Source organism: Halosimplex salinum (genome assembly GCF_003730195.1).
Lineage (GTDB): Archaea > Halobacteriota > Halobacteria > Halobacteriales > Haloarculaceae > Halosimplex > Halosimplex salinum.
Window position 1 is genome coordinate 808,120 of sequence record NZ_QWGG01000001.1, and the last position, 17,310, is coordinate 825,429.

The following is a 17,310-nucleotide window of genomic DNA, read 5'->3' on the forward strand; positions in this document are numbered from 1 at the left end:
GTTACTCCCCCTCCTTTGAGAGGTTATCGTTTTCCAGCGGTTTCTCCAGTTGCACCCTGTGAGAGTCGTACCCGTGACGCCGATAGAAGCGTCTGGCCTCGAGATTCTCGGCCATCGCCTCCAGAACGACCGTGTCTGCCCCCAGCCCGTCGAGCCGTCGCTCGGCGGTCTCCAGCAGCTCGCCGCCGACCCCCTCGTTGCGGTACTTCGGGACGACGTAGAGGTTTTCGACGACGCCCTGGGTCACGTCCATCTCGTAACTGCCGCGGTCGAGAGTGTACATGACGAATCCGACGATATCGCCGTCGGCGGTGGCGACGACGAGGCGGTCGGTGACTGCGTGGCGAGTCAGCTCGTCGGCGACCACGCTCTCGTTGCGCTCGGCGAGGACGTGCGAGTCGTACTGGGTCTGCTCGGCCGCGAGCGCGACCCACAGCTCCGTGACGCGCTCGGCCTGTTCGACCGTTGCCAGCTCGATCTCCATCTGGTTATCGGAGAGATACGGGGGACCGACAAATCACTTCGGTCGGCGCGTCGAAGAGTTTTATCCCCTCGGAGTCTCCACTCCCAGTGAGGAACACGGAATGTTCGCCGATCACACGACAGGTCGCCGGGGCTCGAGGTGGACAGCGCGGGTGCGAGTGCGCCTGCCGCCGACACGAAGACCGCGACGGCCCGTACGACCTACTGGAGGGGGAGAGAGGAGTTCGGGCTGGAGCGAGAGTGGGAGTCGGAGCGAGCCCGGACCGGCCCGGACGGCTCACGTCCCCTCGCGGGAACTCGGTTCCTGCCCGAGAACCACCGCGCTGACCGGCTTCGGCCGCGGCGCGACCGAATCGCCACCATCGAACCATGGCGACGACTGAACGAATCGCGGACGTACGGCTGGCCGTCACCGAGCGACCGACGACGGCGCTCTTCGGCGCCTTCGTCGTCTTGCTCGCCCTCGACCTGGTGTTCAAACTCCTCGGCTTCGAGCTGACCGCCGGCGGCGCGTCACTCCTCGGGGGGAGTCTGCGATTCGGTCGGCTGATCACGCTGGTCTGGAACGGGCTCGTCGTCGGACTGGGGATCGGTCTGGCCGGGATCGGACTCTCGATGACCTACAGCATCCTCAGCTTCGCGAACTTCGCCCACGGCGACTACATCACGAGCGGCGCCTTCGCCGGCTGGGCCGTCGCCTGGCTCGTCGCCGGCTTCGGCTCCGGCGCGCTCGACGGGAACGTTCTCTTTCTGGCGACGGTCGGGTTCGGTTCCGGGGGCCCGAGCGCGGGTGAGCTGTCCGTCAACGTGCTCCAGACGCCGTTCGCGATATTCAGCGGGCTCGTCGTCGCCATCCTGGCGACGGTCGCGGTCTCGCTCCTGCTCGACCGACTCGTCTTCGAACCGATGCGCGACCAGAGCGGGATCGCCCTCCTGATCGCGAGTATCGGCGTCGCGCTCGCGCTTCGATACGTCGTCGTCTTCGTCTTCGGGGCGCGCAACCGCGGGCTGACGGCGGGCGGCGCGAAGCTCATCCTCGCCGGCGTCGAGGGGAAGCTCGCGCTGGCGACGCAGCGGTCGACCATCATCCGCGCGCAGGGCGGCGACGTGCCGGCGGACGCCTTCTACACCGAGCTGCCGGTGCTCGACTTCGGTGGCTACTCCGCCGAACTGCTCACGGTCACGAGCGTGGAGCTGACGCTCGTGGTCACGTCACTAGCGCTGATGTACGGCCTCCACGTCACCCTCCAGCGAACGAAACTCGGGAAGGCGATGCGGGCGATGGCCGACAACGAGGACCTCGCCCGGGTCACAGGCATCCCGACCGAGCGCGTCGTCCGCGCGACGTGGATCATCGGCGGCGGCCTCGCGGGCGCGTCGGGATACCTCATCGCGCTCGAACGCGGGACGCTCGCTTTCAACCTCGGCTGGCTGCTCCTCCTGCTCATCTTCGCCGCGGTCATCCTCGGGGGGATCGGCTCTATCTACGGCGCCATCGTCGGTGGTATCCTCATCGGCCTCACCAACTCGGTGTCGCTGGTGTGGATCCCGTCGTCGTTCTCGACGGCCGCCGCGTTCGCGATCATGATCGTCGTGCTCGTGATACGGCCGGCGGGTCTCTACGGAGGGGTGACGACGGCATGAGCGAGTCAGACACCGACCCGAGCGAGTCGGACGGCCCGCCGTCGGACGGGCGGAGCGCGGTCAGGCGGCTGGGCGCACAGCTACAGGACGGTGACGCCGGTCTGATCGCCCTCGTCATGGCCGGCATCTACGTGCTGTTCACGATCTTCGCGATACTCGGCCCCTCGCAGGGGTTCGAAGGGGTCGTCGCCGCGATCCAGACGGTGACGCTCTGGACGGCGCTGTACGCGATGCTCGTGCTCGCGCTGAACCTCCACTGGGGGTACGCCGGGCTGTTCAACATCGGCGTCGCCGGCTTCATGGCCGTCGGCGTCTACACGTTCGCGGCACTGACCGCACCTACCGGCGCGACGCCGCCGGGGCTCGGACTCCCGCTGTGGGTCGGCATCGTCGGCGGCATGCTGATGGCCGCGCTCGCCGGCGCGCTCGTCTCCCTGCCGGCGCTCAGGCTCCGCGCCGACTACCTCGCCATCGTCACCGTCGCCTTCTCGGAGATCGTGCGGCTCTCACTGCTGTCCACGACGTTCGAGGAGTTCACCCTGTTCTCCAGCGTCCCCTTCCTGCCCGACGTTCCGCTTGGAACCGGCGCGGGCCGCGGGATCAGTATGCCGATCAACCCGACGATCCCGGTCAAGTCGATCTACTACACGAACCCGCAGAACCCGGCGGCCGGCGACTTCACGGCCTTCGGTGAGACGGTGATCACGGCGTTCAGGGCAGTCGGAGTCAGACAGACCGTCGTCGTCTCGCTGACCTACACGCTCGTGCTCCTCGGGTTCGTCGCCCTCTTCTACTGGCTGTTGCGCCGGATCGGGAACTCGCCGTTCGGGCGCGTCCTCAAGGCGATCCGCGAGGACGAACTCGTCGCCAACTCGCTGGGCAAGGACACCCGAATGTTCAAGATCAAGGTGTTCATGGTCGGGTGTGCGCTGATGGGGCTCGGCGGGATCCTCTGGGAGACCCAGCGGGGGTTCACCGACCCGACGTCGACCACCTTCCGGCCGATCCAGACGTTCTACATCTTCATCGCGCTGATCATCGGCGGCGCCGGGTCGAACACCGGGGGCGTCCTCGGCGGCGCGCTGTTCGCGGCGCTCCTCTTCCAGGGGCCGCTGTACGTCAGCCGCATCCTCTCGAAGTTCATCGCGACGGGCGACGCGCCCAGCACGTTCGCGGGCGCGCTCGCCCCCGTCGCCTCCCTGAATCTCACGCCGTTCGTCGCCTACACCCTCCAGAACGTCTCCTCGCTCCGGTTCGTCCTCGTCGGCGTCGTGTTGATCGTCCTGATGCACCGGAGACCGACCGGCCTGCTCGGCCACCGCAAGGAGGTCGCGTCGAGCATCGACCTGGGTAAGCGGACCTCCCGGACCGGACCGGGCGAGGGCCGTCCCGCGACGGACGGCGGGAACGACGTGGGGGGTGAGCGAGATGACTGACGACGGCACGTCGGTCGAGGGCACGGCGGCGACCGAGAGCGACGCGGCCGCCGAGTCCGGGAACCGGGAATCGGCGACCGCGGAGCGGACGGCCGACCGCCTCGACGAGCCGGGCGACGCGTCGCTCGTCGTCGACGACCTCTCGAAGTCGTTCGGCGGCATCGACGCGGTCGACGGGGTCTCCTTCTCCGTCGAACGAGGGTCGCTCACGGGACTCATCGGCCCCAACGGCGCCGGCAAGTCGACGACGTTCAACCTGATCACGGGCGTCAACGAGCCAGACACCGGACGAGTCTCCTTCGAAGGGCAAGACATCACGGGACTGCGGACGAGCGACATCGCGAACGAGGGGCTGGTTCGGACCTTCCAGATCGCCCGCGAACTCGAGGAGATGACCGTCCTCGAGAACCTGATGCTCGCGCCGCGGGGCCAGTCGGGCGAGAAGCTGGTCAACGCGGTCACGCCGGGACTGCGCGGCCGAGTGCGCGAGGAGGAACGTGCGTTGCGCGAGCGGGTCTGGGAGACGCTCGAACTGTTCGAGATCGACCACCTCGCCGAGGAGCACGCCGGCAACCTCAGCGGCGGCCAGCGGAAACTGCTGGAACTGGCGCGGGCGCTGATGCTCGACCCGTCGATGATGCTGCTCGACGAGCCGTTCGCGGGCGTCAACCCCACGCTGGAGGAGAAACTGCTCGACCGCGTGCACGAACTGCGCGAGGAGGGCCTGACCTTCCTGCTGGTCGAACACGACATGGACCTCATCATGGAACACTGCGAACACGTCATCGTCATGCATCAGGGACAGGTACTCGCGGAGGGCGAACCGGCCGATATCCGGTCGAACGACCGAGTCATCGACGCCTACCTGGGTGAGGACATATGAGCGACGCGACCGACCCCGACGACGGGTCCGCGGCGGACGAGGGCGGCGGCGTCACCGCGACGAGCGCCGGCGAGGCCGAGACGGCGGCCGACTCCCTGCTCTCGGTCCGGAACCTCGACGCGGGGTACGGCGACCTCCAGATCCTGAACGACGTGGACATGGACGTGGCCGACGGCGAGTACGTCACCATCGTCGGCCCCAACGGCGCCGGCAAGTCGACGGTGATGAAGTCGGTGTTCGGGTTGACCCGGGTCTTCGGCGGGACCGTCACCTTCGACGACGAGGACATCACCGGCGCCCCGCCCGACTCGCTGGTCCACCTCGGCCTCGGCTACGTCCCGCAGAACGAGAACGTCTTCGCGGGCCTCTCGGTCCGCGAGAACCTCGAGATGGGCGCGTACATCCTCGAGGAGTTCCCCGACGGGCGACTCGCCGAGGTCTACGACCGGTTCCCGATCCTCGAAGAGCGCGAAGACCAGCGCGCGGGCACCCTCTCGGGCGGCCAACAGCAGATGCTGGCGATGGGGCGGGCGCTGATGCTCGACCCCGACCTGCTCCTGCTGGACGAACCCTCCGCGGGACTCGCGCCCGACCTCGTCGAGGACCTGTTCGACCGCATCGACGCGATCAACGAGGCGGGAACGGCTATCCTGATGGTCGAACAGAACGCGAAAGAGGCGCTTCGGCGCTGTGACCGGGGGTACGTCCTCGTGCAGGGCGAGAACCGATTCGTCGACTCGGGCGACGCCCTGCTGGCGGACGAGAACGTCCGGCAGCAGTTCCTCGGCGGGTGAGGCGGAGTCCGAAGCGCGCGAAAAAACGGCGGTTCTACGGCGACTTACTGCGAGTACTCGATGTCCTCGATGACCTCGAACCCGTCCTCGTTGTAGCGGTAGAACTGGTAGGTCGCGGCGCCGATGTCGCCGTTGTCGTTGAACTGGATGTCGCTGGAGGCGCCCTGGTAGTTGATCTCCGTCCCCTCCGCTGCCATCTCCAGCCCCTCGACGAGGTTGTCGGGCGTGACCTCCTCGCCGCCGTCGTTGGCGACGTTCGCCATCTGGTCGCGGACGGCTTCGCCGTCGTTCTCGCCCGCGGCGGCGTTCGCGAGGAGCAGCACGGCGGCGGCGTCGAACGACTGCGCCGTGAACGGGCTCCCCGCGGGGTCGCTGTCGTAGGCGTCCTGATAGATCGATTCGAACGCGTCGCGGCCGGGACCCGTCGAACTCGGCGCGGTGCCCCAGACGTTCCGCATCGAGTTGCCGACGTCGCCAGGGAGACTCCCGCTCTGGAGGCCGTCGGGGACGACGATGTCACAGAAGTCCTGTGAGTAGTCGCCGTAGAAGTCGCGGAAGATCTGGACGCCGCTCTCCGGGTAGCCGACGATCATCAAAACGTCGGGCTCGTCCTGCAGCGCGGAACTGAGCTGTGAGGTGTACGACCCCTGGCCCGGCTCGAAGCTCACCTCGTTCTGGACGGTGCCGCCCGCGTCCTCCCAGGCCGAGGCGTACTCCTCGGCGAGGCCCTGCCCGTAGTCGTTGTTCAGCGAGAGGGTGGCCGTCGTCTCGCCGTCGAGGCGGTCCCGGCCGACCGTCGTCATCACCTCGGCCTGGAGTCCGTCGCCGGGAGTCGTCCGCCAGAGGTAGCCGTTGTCCTCCAGATCTGTGATCGCCGGCGAGGTGCTCGCCGGCGAACACTGGACGACGCCGTTCGGGACGGTCGAGTTGTTCGCCGTCTGGATGGTCACCGTCGAGGACAGCGCACCCGCGATCATCGGATAGTCGGCGTCGACCAGCGCGTTCGCGCCGGAGATGCCCGTGTTCGGGTCCGTCGCGGTGTCCTCGAAGTCGTATTCGACCGAGAACGTGTCGCTCTCCTCGTCGACGTACTCGGCCGCCACCTCCGCGGCCTGCCGGATCGGCGGCCCGAGCTCCGACAACCCCCCGGTAACTCCCATGAGTATCCCCATCCTGATCGTTCGGGACGCATCGCCGCCCCCGTTTCCGTCACCGTCACCGTCTGTCCCGTCACCGTCTGTCCCGTCACCGTCTGTCCCGTCCCCGTCTGTCCCGTCGCCGTCCGCCCCGTCACCGCCGCCATCGGCCTCGTCTTCTTCGGTCGGGGTGTCGTCCCCCGCCTGTGCACACCCTGCGAGTCCGGCGACACCCGCGACACCGAGCCCCTTGAGCACCTTCCGTCGACGTATCTTGCGAGTCATCTCGATCAACCTCTTCTCCTGCGACGAGTATAAAGCTGTTCCACTTCCTGTCACGTTCTACGACTAATACGAACGGCTTGACCCGACGCGTGAGCTTTCGAACGACCGTCCAGACCGGATGCTGGATACCGGGTGTCCAGTCCTACCAGAACGCGCTCATGTAACGAGCGCCTACTGTCCCGTCTCGGCCAGTCCGGGACCGACTGCGCCGAACGCGGCGGCCGGCGCCGATCAGATGTCTCGGCAGTCCGCACAGAGTAGTTGTCCGTTGAACGGGGAGAGGTCACGGGCGAGCGAGCCGCAGGCCTCACACAGCGACTGGTCGGTGAAGCGACCTTCGCCCCCCGGTTCCGCGGCCGCTTCGCCGCGGCCGGCCGACACGCCGGCGACCTGCCGTTCGCCGCCGGGCACGTCCGGTCCGTTCGCGGTCTGTGCGAACGGCGATGCTGTCATCAGGTCGTGCTCGCTCAGGACGCCGAGGGGCTCGGCGCCCTCGGAGATCAGTACCCGCTGGGTCGAGTTGGCGGACATCTCGTCGGCCGCCTCCGCTATCGTCGTCTCGGGAGAGACCGTCGGCACCGATTCGGTCATCGCGTCCTGGACCCGAGGGGCGTCGCCGTCCGACCGGACGAACGTCTCCAGCGCGTCGCGCTCGGTCACGACCCCGACTGGGTCGCTCCCCCGCAGCACGACCACGCTGTCGACGGCCTCGTCCAGCATCAACTCGGCCGTCTCCCTGAGGTCGTCCGACTCGCTGACCCCGACGAACTCGCGGTCCATCACCTCCTGGACACTCACGTCTCGTTCCATGTGCGGACCTTTCACACACGGCGTCTAAAAGGTACCTGCACCATGCTTAAGGCCTGTCCGGGCGTACGTTACCGGTTGTTCAGGCCCCCGGTGAGGCGGTTTTCTCCCGTCCGATATCCCGCCCGGCCGTGCGCGGCATCACCCGACCTGTGAGTCGTTCGTCCGCGACCAGCCGACGTGTACCTCCGCGCCCGTCGCGCGGCACTCCTCCAGCGCGTGTTTGGCCGCCATCCCGGCGTCCTGTGCGACCGCGCCGCGGCCGACGCCGACCTGGAGTTCCACGTCGACGGCGTCGCTGACGTGGTCGACGGCGTCCCGGTAGTCCGCGGCGTCCATCTCCGAACAGACCGCGATGACGTTGTCGCCGCCGACGAAGAAGGAGAGCGAGTCGTACGCCTCCCGCATGTAGCGCATCAGTTCGGCGTACCCCTGTTCGATCTGGATGAACGTGTCGAACTCGTTGAGCTGGTCGGTGTACTTGCCCGTCGCGTCGACGACGTCGAAGTGAGCGATCTGGAGGTCCTCGTCGGTTCGGAACTCCGCGTCGATCGTTCGCCCACGGAGGATCTCGCGGCGAGTCTTGTCCTGTGCGCTCCCGGCGGCCTGGAGCTGCTCGGTCGCCGTGCCGAGCGCCTCGGCCGGCGTCGTGCCGGTGGCGACGCTCAGGCTCATCGTCACCGGGTAGCGGTTGCCGACCGACTCCTGGACGAGCTGGTGGTCGGCCTCGTCTAACCCGTTGGTGACGGCGATCATGTTGTCGAACCGTGAGAAGAAGACGTAGCCGCCCCTGTTGCCGACGAGCTGGCACAGATCGGCGTAGAGCCGCGACTGGAGCGTCTGGAGGTCGACTTCCCGGCGTGGCTCCGGGGTGACCGTCCACGGACCGTAGTTGTCGATCTGGACGTGCGTTACCTGCGTGTTCGTCACAGTACCGGCTCGTTAGAAAGCTGCCTGTATTGCTCTTTCCGTTTCGGATACTCTCGTGCACTCGGTCGGCGTCAGTCGGGGCCGGCCGCGACACCGCCGAGTAACCGACCGTCGTCCGTAGAGAGCGCGACGGTCCCGACCTGTGAGTCGTACCGGACCACCTCCGTCGCGGTCAGCTTCGGCAGGTGCCGCTGGAACAGGTCCCTGCGGACGGTGTCGACGACATCGTCGGGGATCTCCGCCCGCGGCTCGTCGCGCTCGCGCGCCGCGACCGCCCGCGCCAGATCCGACACGGGGAGGGGGTCGTCGCGTGAGTCGAGACACTCCAGTGCGTGACACCGCCGCTCGCTCGCCCGCAGGTCCGCGACGACCGACTCCGGGAGCGCGGCCCGGTCGTCACGCACCGTCTCGCCGCCGTCGGCGAACGCTCGTGCGCGCTCGACGCCCCGTCCGCCGTCGTCGGTCGAGTTCATGGTGATCGATCCACTCGGTACGGCCCGGCCGCATTAGTATGTGTCGCGGTATCACACACCGCCGCCGTCCGCGACTGTCACACGTCACCGACTCCCGTGGCGGTACCTCTTTGGAGCGTCCGCGTCACCACGGAGACATGCAAGTCGTGTTGCTGACGGCCGGGGAGGGAACCCGGATGCGTCCGCTGACCGAGTCGCTACCGAAGCCGATGCTGCCCGTCGCCGACCGGCCGCTGGTCGCCCACGGCGCGGACGCCGCCGTGGACGCCGGCGCGTCCGAACTGATCCTCGTCGTCGGCTACGAGGCCGAGGCGGTGCGGGAGTACTTCGGCGACGAGTACCGGGGCGTCCCGGTCGAGTACGCGGTCCAGGAGGAACAGCTCGGTACCGCTCACGCGGTCGACTGCGCGACCGAGCACCTCGACGGACCGTTCGTTGTCCTCAACGGCGACGACCTCTACGACCGTCCGAGCATCGACGCGCTGCTCTCCGCCGACGGTCCCGCGGTCGGCACCTACCGCGTCGACGACCCGACGAGTTACGGCGTGTTCGAGGTCGAGGACGGCGTCGTCACCGGCATCGTCGAGAAGCCGTTGGACCCCCCGACGGACCTCGTGAACGTCGGCGCGTACCGCTTCCCCGCCGAGGCCCGCGAGTGGCTCGACGTGCCCGTGAGCGAACGGGGCGAACACGAGATCACGGACGTGCTCTCGAGGACCATCGCGGAGCAGTCCGTCAGCACGGTCGCCGTCGAGCGCTGGCTCGGCTGTGGCCGCCCGTGGGAGCTCCTGGAGGCCAACGAGTGGAAACTGGCCGAACTCGACCGCGACGTGCGGGGCGAGGTTCACGAGACGGCGGACCTCCGCGGCGCGGTCGTCGTCGAGGACGGAGCGACGGTCGACGCCGGCGTCGTCGTCGAGGGGCCGGCGCTGATCCGCTCGGGCGCAGACGTCGGTCCGAACGCGTACGTCAGGGGCGCGACGCTGCTGGCCGAGGACACGCACGTCGGCAACGGCGTCGAGATCAAGAACAGCGTCGTCATGCGCGGGACGCACGTCCCCCACCTCTCGTACGTCGGCGACAGCGTCCTCGGGCGAGACGTGAACTTCGGCGCGGGGACGAACGTCGCGAACCTCAGACACGACGGCGCCGACGTGCAGTTCACCGTCAAGGGCGAGCGCGTCTCGACGGGTCGCAGGAAGTTCGGCGTCGTCGCGGGCGACGGCGCGAAGACCGGCATCAACACGAGTCTCTCTCCCGGTCTCAGGCTCTCGGCCGGTGCGACGACGACGCCCGGCGAGTCCGTGACGCGGGACCGGTGACCGGCCGGGCGCCGGTGCGGGCGGGTCGTCGCGGCGGGGCGGAGCGCACACGTTCGTCCGCCGTCGATGTATGCGGTTAAGTGGGTCCGTCTACACGGGTGTGACAAGATGGTCGACCCGACCTCAGATCTCAACGAAGACGTCTCCGAGGACGACGCGCCGACGTGCGCCGTCTGCGGCGACGCGCTCGTGCAGGACCCCGACCACCGGGTTGTCACCCGAGTCCGGGACGGCGAAGTGCAGACGACTCACTTCTGTAGCGACGCTCACCGCGACGAGTGGACGGACTGACCGGGCCGCTCCGAACCCGAACGTGTCAGATTCTATTATAAAACCCTAAATCGGGTACCCGCCAACACAACCCCATGGTACGAGGGGGGGTAGCGACCGTATTGGTCGTCGACGACAACGAGGCCGTCGCGGACGTGTACGCGAGTCAACTGGGGGAGTCGTACGAAGTGCTGACGGCGTACGATGGACACACAGCACTCGAACTGGTGACGGAGGACGTCGACGTCGTCTTGCTCGACCGGCGAATGCACGGACTCTCGGGACAGGAAGTCCTCGAGCGCATCCGGAAGCGCGACCTGACGTGCGGGGTCGTGATGGTGACGGCGGTCGATCCGGGCTTCGACATCGTCGACATGGGGTTCGACGACTACCTGCTGAAGCCAGTCAAGGGGGCGGAGCTCCAGTCGGTCGTCGCGGAGACGGTCAATCGACTCGACAAGCGGACGGTCGTCCGGGAGTATCACGCGCTCGCGGCGAAAGTCGCGACGCTCCGCGTCGAGAAGAACCCGGCCGAACTCGCCGAGAGCGACGAGTACGACGAACTGGTCGAGCGACTCGACCGACTGGAGGCACAGATAGAGGCCGAGGAGGCCGAGGAGGCCGACGCGGCGGTCGACGACTGACCGTTTCTCGGCGCCGTCGCGTTCGGCTCCGACCCGCCGGTCGCGACGGATCGGGGGTCGAATCCGGGCCGCCGTTCCGAAGAGGCGAACGCGGCGATCGGATTCATCCAGACTTTAGTATTGCCCACAAGTAGCGCCGGTATGGGACGTAACTACAGGGATCTCCACGATCCCAACGCGGAGTACACGATGCGAGAACTGTCGGCCGAGACCATGGGCGCCGGCGCCAAGCGCGGAGGCGGCCGAGACGTGGCGATCACCGACGTACAGTGTACGATGGTCGACGGCAACTTCCCGTGGACGCTCGTTCGGATCTACACGGACGCGGGCATCGTCGGCACCGGCGAGGCGTACTGGGGCGCGGGCATCCCGGAGCTGATCGAGCGGATGACGCCGTTCCTCATCGGCGAAAACCCGCTCGACATCGACCGCCTGTACGAACACCTGATCCAGAAGATGTCCGGCGAGGGCTCCGTCGAGGGCGTCACCGTCAGCGCCATCTCCGGCATCGACGTCGCGCTCCACGACCTCGCCGGCAAGATCATCGAGGTGCCCGCCTACCAGCTGCTCGGCGGCAAGTACCGCGACCGGATGCGCGTCTACTGTGACTGCCACACCGAGGAGGAGGCAGACCCCGACGCCTGCGCGGACGAGGCCGAGCGCGTCGTCGAGGAACTGGGCTACGACGCCCTGAAGTTCGACCTCGACGTCCCCTCCGGCCACGAGAAGGACCGCGCCAATCGCCACCTCCGCCCGGGCGAGATCCGTCACAAGGCCGAGATCGTCGAGAAAGTCACCGAGCGCGTCAAGGACCGCGCCGACGTGGCCTTCGACTGCCACTGGACGTTCTCCGCCAACTCCGCCGAGCGCCTGGCCGAAGCCATCGACGACTACGACGTGTGGTGGCTCGAGGACCCCGTCCCGCCGGAGAACCTCGAAGTGCAGGAGAAGGTGACCGACTCCACGACGACGCCGATCACCGTCGGCGAGAACCGCTACCGGGTCACCGAGCACCGCCGACTCATCGAGAGTCAGGCGGTCGACATCGTCGCCCCGGACATGCCGAAGATCGGCGGCATGCGCGAGACGCGGAAGATCGCGGACGTGGCGAACCAGTACTACATCCCCGTCGCGATGCACAACGTCTCCTCGCCGGTCGGCACCGTCGCCAGCGCCCACGTCGGCGCCGCGGTGCCCAACTCGCTGGCCGTCGAGTACCACTCCTACGAACTCGACTGGTGGGAGGACCTCGTGCAGGAGGACGGCCTCATCGAGGACGGCTACATGGACGTGCCCGAGGAACCCGGTCTCGGCGTGACGCTCGACCTCGACACCGTCGAGGAGCACATGGTCTCCGGCGAGACCCTCTTCGACGAGGCATAGCCGAAGTCGCGCTCGACAGACGAGCGAAGGTGGTCTGTCGGTGTTCGACGAAGCGTACGCGTCGCCGAACTGGGACCGTTCGAGCAATTCGCCCGCCAGACCGCGTTCATCGCCTCGCTCGTCGCCGCCGGTACACGCCGCTCATCGACGCGACGACGGCGAGAGCGACCACACCGACCGCGGCGGAGTAGACGGTAACGGCATCGAACGTTTCCACGAGGAGCCAGGCGGTACCGAACACGTACATCCCTGCGAGCAACCACGAGACGAGCGTGAGCCGTCGCTCGATCGCGTCGAGCCGACTCCGGAGGGTCGAGTCGTCCATACGGGACCGAGACGCCGGCTGTCGTAAATATCTTCAGGTGGTCTGGCAAGGATCGGCGGCGTCCCCGGGAGAACCGCCGTTTCGGCCGGTGTCCCGGTCACCTCGTCGGCTCTGGGCTACCGCTCGACGAAGAACCGGACGAGGGCATCGTGGCCCGGCGCTACGTCGTCGGGGACGTGTTCGAACCAGTCGAGATTCGAGGCCGCGTCGACGCCGCTGGGTCCGGGTGCGCCGCCGCTACCGCCCGCACCGCCCGGCGGGCCACCGGGCGGCGCGCCGGCGCCGCTGTCGTCGGGACCGACGCCGGGTGGCGGACCACCGCCGACCGCGCCGCCGGGCCCCATCGCACCGCTGTCTTCCATCCCCGGAACGAGCGAGGCACCGAACGCGACGGTGTAGCCGACGACGCCCTCACCGCCGCTCTCGGGGCGGGTCTCGGTGCGGATCACCAGTTCCGGCGTCCCGATCTGGACGGGGAAGCCGAGCGCGTCCTCGCTCCAGCGGTCGGCGGCGATGGCCCAGTCCTCGTCGACGCCGACCGGGCCGTTGGGGAGCGTCCAGCCGTCGACCCACTCCGAGTCCACGAGCAGGAGCTCGCCGTCCTCGTTCTCGACGCCGACGACGACGAGGCCGCTCTGGTCCTCCGCGCCCTCCATCGCCGTCTCGAACTCCTCGTCGCCGACGACGCGTTCCTGTTCGCGGAAGTCGACGCCGGGGTCGTCGCGTAGCGTCTCCGGGTCCGTGATCCGGTCCATGTCGGAACAGTGGCCGGTGCGGATATAAAGACTGGCGGCAGCGGTCCTCTCGATCACGCGTCGACGACGTCGAACTCGTAGCCGACCCTGTCGCGAACGATCTCGATCCCCTCGGCCGCGCGGTCGAACGACGCTTCGTCGGCGAAGGCGAGTCGCCGCGGCGGCGACTCCGTGTCGGTCACCCGCGAGAGCGTCCACGTGAAGGCGCGAAGCACCGTCCGCAGGACGCGACTCGGCTCGCGTTCGACGCGCTCGCGGAGGGGCTCCCAGTCGACGACCAGTTCGCGTCGGTCCCGGTCGACCGCGACGCGTCGCACGTGACGGAGCGAGACGCCCGACCCCGTCTCGAACCGGAGACTCCGGTGGTCGAGTTCGCCGCCGTCCTCCCAGGTGGCGACCGGTCCCGTGGGCACGACGGCACACGGCAGCTCCGCGAGCCGTTCGGTCGCCCGTTCGACGAGTCCGGGAGCCCCCTCGCCGTCGAGTTCCATCTGGGAGTGGTGCGGGACCGACCGGTAGATCCACTCGTCGTCGCGGCGGACTTCGACGGTTTCGACGTCCCACACCCGCCAGCGCGCGTCGCCGAGGGGATCGCCGTCCGACTCCTCGGTGTCGACCGTGAGCCCACGCCGGAGCGCGTCGGCGTCACCCGGGAGCGTCGCTCGCCACGTCGGACCGTCACCTCGGAGTCCGGCGCCGTCGGGCAGTCGCTCCAGTTCGTCGTCGAGGACTCGCTGGGTGTGCGGACTCCGGTCGAGCAGGTCGTCGCTCGTCGTCGCGAGGAGCGCCTCGTCGCCGAACTCGCAGCCGACGGACACGAGTCGGGTGTCGGCGGCGACCGCGTCCGCCGGGTCGCCGCGACAGACGACCTCGTGCGTCGCCTCGCTGCCGCCGGTCTCGCGGCTCGGGCCGCCGACGTTCTCGCGGCTCGGGCCTCCGGCGTTCGTCATCGTCCGTCGATTTTCCCGGCGCTCTCAAGTGCGTTCCGGGGACGTGGGACCGACCCGCAGCGTCGTCGCACCGGTGCGGGCGCGTCGACCGACGGGGGCTCACCGAAACGCTCTCGTCGGTCGGGGACGCGCTCCCTCGCATGCGAACCATCGACGAAGTCCACGTCGTGCCGCTGGGGTACGAGCACGACCGGATCCTCCAGCCCGTCCGCAAGCACGACGCGGACGTGGTCTACCTGCTCGCGGCCGACGGCGAGCACACGCCGCTGACCCCCTACCAGGAAGCCCTGGTCGAGGAACTCGAAGCCGACGGACGGACCATCCGCTTCCGGGAGACCGATCTGAGCGACCTCTACGACGTGCTGGCGGTCGTGACGACCGTCGCGGCCTACCACTCCGACGACGTGGTCCGGGTGAACGTCTCCAGCGGCGGCAAACTCGCGGCCATCGGGAGCGCCATCGCCTGCATGGCCACGGACGCGACGGCCTACTACGTCCGCGTCGAGGAACACGTCCCCGACCTGGAGACCAACCCGCGAACGCGGGGGATGCGCGGCGACGAAGTGCTCCCGTCGTACCCCATCGAGGCGGTCTCCCGCGACCAGGTCGCGATACTCGACTACCTGGAAGCGACCAACGACGACACGTACACCGCGAAGAAATCGGATCTCATCGACTACGCGGAGACCGCCGAACTCTCCTTCATCGCCGACGCCGACCCCGCCAACGACAAGGCGAAGTTCGCCCTCCTGAACGCGAACATCGTCGACCCGCTGGTCGACGACGGCTACGTCGAGGTCGAACGCGTCGGCCGACAGAAACAGATCCGCCTGACCGACACCGGCGAGAACGTCCTCCACGCGTTCCGTCACAAGCTCTGAGCCGTCGCTGGCCCGTTCTCCCTGGCCCGTTCAGTCCCCGTTCCGCAAACAGTTCAGATAGTTCGTATAGTATGAACGGTGTCGACACAATAGATAGTACTCGGGTAGTAATTACATACCGACGGCGGCTACCTGCTAGTGCGCGCAGTTCGGTGGGTGGGGCGGCATCCGAGCCACCCTGTCAGGTCCCCGCGCTTCGGCCCTCCGCCGGTCTCCTCACCGGACTGCGCCGCTGGTGTATCGCGTGGCAACTGACTCACCTGTGCCTCTGACGGGGCGACCGGTCGCCCGGTCGCTCCGCTCTTTCGTCGACGTCGTCTCCAGTGGAGCGTCTCTCGAAACTGGGCTCGACGGATCCACCTCCACGGCGAGAACGAGGGGATCATCGGCCGGCAAGCGGACGTGCCACTGAAACCGGGTATCAGCGGAATTATGCCGGTCGTCCCAGAAGTGCTGGCGATGCCCTCCGAGACAGTCGCGTTGCTCAGGTCGATCCGCCGCTGGTTGATGAGTCTCGTGTTCGTACTCGGCGTCGGTGTGGTGACGCTCGCGAACACCGGGTACGTGGTCTCCGGCTATCAGGACGGTCTCCTGTTCGCGCTCGCCGGGGTAGCTGGAGGGACCGTCGCTCTCGCGAGCGCTCTGACCTGGGTCGGTGATTTCGCATCACAGGAGGCGGGGAGTCGCGACTCGTAGCGACGTCTCGAGCCACAGAAACGCTCGGTGGACCGTTACAGTTCGACGCGCTCGCCCTCGTCGGCCGCCTCGTAGACGGCGTCGATGGCCTGCTGGTCGACGAGACCGTGTTCGCCGTCGCCGAGGATCGGGGTGTCGGTCAGGACGTGGTCGGCGAAGTACTCCAGCGAGCGTTTGGTCTCCTGGATCTGGTCGAACTCGGTGGTGATGGTGGTGTCGCCGCGGGTGACCGTCAGGACGCGCTCGTCGCCGAGGAAGGCGTCTTCGAGGAGGAGTTCGCCCTTCGTGCCGACGACGCGGAGGCTGCTGGCGTACTGGGCGTTCTGGCTGGCGGTGCAGGAGGCGAGGACGCCGTCCTCGAACTCGACGGTGAAGGCGGCCCGCTCGTCGGGCACCTCGTCGAAGGCGTCGTGTTCGGACCACGTGGCGCCGGAGACGGCGACGGGGTCCCTGTCGAGGACGAACCGCGAGGTGTTGATCGAGTAGACGCCCAGATCGGTGACGGACGCCCCGGCACCGGCGAGGGACGGGTTGAGCCGCCACTGGTCCTCGTTGTCGTTGATCTCGAGGAGGAGCTGGGACATGTTGCCGTGGACGAGCGTCGGGTCGCCGATGAACCCGCTGTCGATCAGCTCTCGCATCATCCGCACGGCCGGCTGGACGTGCATCCGGTACTCGACGCCGAGCGTCACGTCGCTGGCGGCCGCGACGACCTTCTCCGCGCGCTCGGTGTTGGCTTCGAGGGGCTTCTCGCAGAGGATGTCCTTGCCGAACTCCGCCGCCGCCTCGACGTAGGGGAGGTGGAGGGCGTTCGGCGTGGCGATGTAGACGGCGTCGTAGGCGTCGGTGGCCACGCCGTCCTGGAACTCGTCGTAGGTGAGTCCGTGTTCGATCGTCTCGTGGTCCTCGGCGACGCCCTCGGCCTTCTCGGTCGAGGAGGAGACGACGACCGTCGTCTCCAGGTGCTCCAGATCGTTGGTCGCCGGGATGGCGTGGTCGAGGGTCCACCAGCCGAGCCCCACCATCGCGAAGCGTACCGTCCCCTCGTCCGCCTGGGGCCAGTCACGTGTCGTGAACTCGTCGAAGTACTCGTGCAGATCCATGAGCGAGTGGGCGCACGCGACCGGCATAAGTGATACGAAGCCACTCAAGATTCACCGGCCAGCGCCGTCAGATTCCGCATGATCGGACGAGAACCGGCTCCGTTCAATGC

Annotated in this window: 19 protein-coding genes; 10 read left to right on the plus strand and 9 right to left on the minus strand. The window is 68.0% G+C overall.

Annotated elements, in window-relative coordinates:
- Position 1: 1 nt before the first annotated feature.
- Positions 2-484, minus strand: a complete 483-nt coding sequence (locus D1409_RS04065; protein WP_123534268.1) for a GNAT family N-acetyltransferase — start codon at positions 482-484, stop codon at positions 2-4.
- Between the two features lie 368 nt (positions 485-852).
- On the opposite strand from D1409_RS04065, the gene D1409_RS04070 reads away from it, so the two are divergent.
- Genes D1409_RS04070 through D1409_RS04085 form a run of 4 tightly spaced genes read left to right on the plus strand, consistent with a single transcriptional unit; the run spans position 853 to position 5,240 of the window.
- A complete protein-coding gene (locus D1409_RS04070; RefSeq protein ID WP_123534270.1) occupies positions 853-2,127 on the plus strand; it encodes a branched-chain amino acid ABC transporter permease in 1,275 nt (424 codons plus the stop codon).
- A complete protein-coding gene (locus tag D1409_RS04075) occupies positions 2,124-3,563 on the plus strand; it encodes a branched-chain amino acid ABC transporter permease (RefSeq protein ID WP_123534272.1) in 1,440 nt (479 codons plus the stop codon). The genes D1409_RS04070 and D1409_RS04075 overlap by 4 nt, the downstream gene beginning before the upstream one ends.
- The gene (locus D1409_RS04080; protein WP_123534274.1) at positions 3,556-4,446 is read left to right on the plus strand and encodes an ABC transporter ATP-binding protein; all 891 of its coding nucleotides are present in this window, start codon (positions 3,556-3,558) and stop codon (positions 4,444-4,446) included. The genes D1409_RS04075 and D1409_RS04080 overlap by 8 nt, the downstream gene beginning before the upstream one ends.
- Entirely contained in the window at positions 4,443-5,240 is a 798-nt protein-coding gene (locus D1409_RS04085) for an ABC transporter ATP-binding protein (protein WP_123534276.1), read from the plus strand. The genes D1409_RS04080 and D1409_RS04085 overlap by 4 nt, the downstream gene beginning before the upstream one ends.
- Positions 5,241-5,284: 44 nt before the next feature.
- Here the strand turns inward: D1409_RS04085 and D1409_RS04090 are convergent, their stop codons facing one another.
- The 4 genes from D1409_RS04090 to D1409_RS04105 form a co-directional block, all read right to left on the minus strand.
- Positions 5,285-6,661 carry an ABC transporter substrate-binding protein gene (locus D1409_RS04090; RefSeq protein ID WP_123534278.1) on the minus strand — a complete coding sequence of 459 codons (1,377 nt, stop codon included), beginning with the start codon at positions 6,659-6,661 and terminating at the stop codon, positions 5,285-5,287.
- Between the two features lie 231 nt (positions 6,662-6,892).
- Positions 6,893-7,471, minus strand: coding sequence for a CBS domain-containing protein (locus D1409_RS04095; RefSeq protein ID WP_123534280.1), 579 nt, complete (start codon positions 7,469-7,471; stop codon positions 6,893-6,895).
- A 138-nt stretch (positions 7,472-7,609) separates the two neighbouring features.
- Positions 7,610-8,398, minus strand: a complete 789-nt coding sequence (locus D1409_RS04100) for a GTP cyclohydrolase III (protein ID WP_123534282.1) — start codon at positions 8,396-8,398, stop codon at positions 7,610-7,612.
- Positions 8,399-8,469: 71 nt separating this feature from the next.
- A complete protein-coding gene (locus tag D1409_RS04105; RefSeq protein ID WP_235853493.1) occupies positions 8,470-8,871 on the minus strand; it encodes a DUF7344 domain-containing protein in 402 nt (133 codons plus the stop codon).
- A 137-nt stretch (positions 8,872-9,008) separates the two neighbouring features.
- On the opposite strand from D1409_RS04105, the gene glmU reads away from it, so the two are divergent.
- The 4 genes from glmU to D1409_RS04125 all read left to right on the plus strand — a co-directional run bounded on the left by glmU (position 9,009) and on the right by D1409_RS04125 (position 12,490).
- Positions 9,009-10,193 carry a bifunctional sugar-1-phosphate nucleotidylyltransferase/acetyltransferase gene (gene glmU / locus D1409_RS04110; RefSeq protein ID WP_123534283.1) on the plus strand — a complete coding sequence of 395 codons (1,185 nt, stop codon included), beginning with the start codon at positions 9,009-9,011 and terminating at the stop codon, positions 10,191-10,193.
- A gap of 108 nt (positions 10,194-10,301) precedes the next feature.
- Complete coding sequence (locus D1409_RS04115; RefSeq protein WP_123534285.1) at positions 10,302-10,484, plus strand: DUF7576 family protein; 183 nt, start codon at positions 10,302-10,304, stop codon at positions 10,482-10,484.
- A 74-nt stretch (positions 10,485-10,558) separates the two neighbouring features.
- Positions 10,559-11,107 carry a response regulator gene (locus tag D1409_RS04120; RefSeq protein WP_123534288.1) on the plus strand — a complete coding sequence of 183 codons (549 nt, stop codon included), beginning with the start codon at positions 10,559-10,561 and terminating at the stop codon, positions 11,105-11,107.
- Between the two features lie 141 nt (positions 11,108-11,248).
- A complete protein-coding gene (locus tag D1409_RS04125; RefSeq protein WP_123534290.1) occupies positions 11,249-12,490 on the plus strand; it encodes a mandelate racemase/muconate lactonizing enzyme family protein in 1,242 nt (413 codons plus the stop codon).
- A gap of 106 nt (positions 12,491-12,596) precedes the next feature.
- Here D1409_RS04125 and D1409_RS04130 read toward each other — a convergent pair whose 3' ends face one another.
- From D1409_RS04130 to D1409_RS04140, 3 genes are all read right to left on the minus strand, one after another.
- A complete protein-coding gene (locus tag D1409_RS04130; protein WP_123534292.1) occupies positions 12,597-12,815 on the minus strand; it encodes a hypothetical protein in 219 nt (72 codons plus the stop codon).
- Positions 12,816-12,931: 116 nt separating this feature from the next.
- Positions 12,932-13,570 carry an NUDIX hydrolase gene (locus D1409_RS04135; RefSeq protein ID WP_123534294.1) on the minus strand — a complete coding sequence of 213 codons (639 nt, stop codon included), beginning with the start codon at positions 13,568-13,570 and terminating at the stop codon, positions 12,932-12,934.
- 53 nt (positions 13,571-13,623) lie between these two features.
- Positions 13,624-14,520, minus strand: a complete 897-nt coding sequence (locus tag D1409_RS04140) for a hypothetical protein (RefSeq protein WP_123534296.1) — start codon at positions 14,518-14,520, stop codon at positions 13,624-13,626.
- A 140-nt stretch (positions 14,521-14,660) separates the two neighbouring features.
- On the opposite strand from D1409_RS04140, the gene D1409_RS04145 reads away from it, so the two are divergent.
- A complete protein-coding gene (locus D1409_RS04145; RefSeq protein WP_123534298.1) occupies positions 14,661-15,401 on the plus strand; it encodes an HFX_2341 family transcriptional regulator domain-containing protein in 741 nt (246 codons plus the stop codon).
- Between the two features lie 459 nt (positions 15,402-15,860).
- On the plus strand, positions 15,861-16,097 hold the full coding sequence (locus D1409_RS04150) for a hypothetical protein (protein ID WP_123534301.1): 237 nt from the start codon (positions 15,861-15,863) through the stop codon (positions 16,095-16,097).
- 35 nt (positions 16,098-16,132) lie between these two features.
- Here D1409_RS04150 and gfo6 read toward each other — a convergent pair whose 3' ends face one another.
- Complete coding sequence (gene gfo6, locus D1409_RS04155) at positions 16,133-17,200, minus strand: D-xylose 1-dehydrogenase Gfo6 (RefSeq protein ID WP_123534303.1); 1,068 nt, start codon at positions 17,198-17,200, stop codon at positions 16,133-16,135.
- Positions 17,201-17,310 lie beyond the last annotated feature (110 nt).

Bases quoted from the DNA above. Each gene is read 5' to 3' on its own strand.
- D1409_RS04065 (WP_123534268.1), bottom strand. From the start codon at position 484: ATGGAGATCGAGCTGGCAACGGTCGAACAGGCCGAGCGCGTCACGGAG.
- D1409_RS04070 (WP_123534270.1), top strand. From the start codon at position 853: ATGGCGACGACTGAACGAATCGCGGACGTACGGCTGGCCGTCACCGAG.
- D1409_RS04075 (WP_123534272.1), top strand. From the start codon at position 2,124: ATGAGCGAGTCAGACACCGACCCGAGCGAGTCGGACGGCCCGCCGTCG.
- D1409_RS04080 (WP_123534274.1), top strand. From the start codon at position 3,556: ATGACTGACGACGGCACGTCGGTCGAGGGCACGGCGGCGACCGAGAGC.
- D1409_RS04085 (WP_123534276.1), top strand. From the start codon at position 4,443: ATGAGCGACGCGACCGACCCCGACGACGGGTCCGCGGCGGACGAGGGC.
- D1409_RS04090 (WP_123534278.1), bottom strand. From the start codon at position 6,661: ATGACTCGCAAGATACGTCGACGGAAGGTGCTCAAGGGGCTCGGTGTC.
- D1409_RS04095 (WP_123534280.1), bottom strand. From the start codon at position 7,471: ATGGAACGAGACGTGAGTGTCCAGGAGGTGATGGACCGCGAGTTCGTC.
- D1409_RS04105 (WP_235853493.1), bottom strand. From the start codon at position 8,871: ATGAACTCGACCGACGACGGCGGACGGGGCGTCGAGCGCGCACGAGCG.
- glmU (WP_123534283.1), top strand. From the start codon at position 9,009: ATGCAAGTCGTGTTGCTGACGGCCGGGGAGGGAACCCGGATGCGTCCG.
- D1409_RS04115 (WP_123534285.1), top strand. From the start codon at position 10,302: ATGGTCGACCCGACCTCAGATCTCAACGAAGACGTCTCCGAGGACGAC.
- D1409_RS04120 (WP_123534288.1), top strand. From the start codon at position 10,559: ATGGTACGAGGGGGGGTAGCGACCGTATTGGTCGTCGACGACAACGAG.
- D1409_RS04125 (WP_123534290.1), top strand. From the start codon at position 11,249: ATGGGACGTAACTACAGGGATCTCCACGATCCCAACGCGGAGTACACG.
- D1409_RS04130 (WP_123534292.1), bottom strand. From the start codon at position 12,815: ATGGACGACTCGACCCTCCGGAGTCGGCTCGACGCGATCGAGCGACGG.
- D1409_RS04135 (WP_123534294.1), bottom strand. From the start codon at position 13,570: ATGGACCGGATCACGGACCCGGAGACGCTACGCGACGACCCCGGCGTC.
- D1409_RS04140 (WP_123534296.1), bottom strand. From the start codon at position 14,520: ATGACGAACGCCGGAGGCCCGAGCCGCGAGAACGTCGGCGGCCCGAGC.
- D1409_RS04145 (WP_123534298.1), top strand. From the start codon at position 14,661: ATGCGAACCATCGACGAAGTCCACGTCGTGCCGCTGGGGTACGAGCAC.
- D1409_RS04150 (WP_123534301.1), top strand. From the start codon at position 15,861: ATGCCCTCCGAGACAGTCGCGTTGCTCAGGTCGATCCGCCGCTGGTTG.
- gfo6 (WP_123534303.1), bottom strand. From the start codon at position 17,200: ATGGATCTGCACGAGTACTTCGACGAGTTCACGACACGTGACTGGCCC.